This is a genomic window from Halomonas sp. SIMBA_159 (assembly GCF_046536035.1).
In the GTDB taxonomy this organism is placed as follows: Bacteria; Pseudomonadota; Gammaproteobacteria; order Pseudomonadales; family Halomonadaceae; genus Vreelandella; species Vreelandella venusta_A.
On sequence record NZ_JAWJBT010001098.1, the window covers coordinates 1 to 253 of the forward strand.

General features: G+C 66.8%; 1 protein-coding gene. It reads left to right on the plus strand.

What is annotated here, in order from left to right; genetic code table 11:
• Window positions 1–24 precede the first annotated feature (24 nt).
• Window positions 25–253: Orn/Lys/Arg family decarboxylase (locus tag R0J87_RS22660; RefSeq protein WP_498889161.1), on the plus strand; the 229-nt coding region annotated here is incomplete at its 3' end.

Sequence of the window (253 nt, forward strand, 5' to 3'; positions counted from 1 at the left end):
GGCGGGGCCAGCAACGAGGGCCACATGCGGCCGGCGTTCTTCATGGCCTATGAGGAGGACAACTGCGAGTTCGTCCGCCTGCACAGCCCGGAGGTGGACCAGCGCCTGGCCGAAGGCCCGGAGATGGTGTCGGCGAACTTCGTCATCCCCTACCCGCCCGGCTTCCCGATCATGGTGCCCGGCCAGGTGATCACCGCCGACACCATCGCCTTCATGCGCAAGCTCGACGTCAGGGAAATCCACGGCTACCACG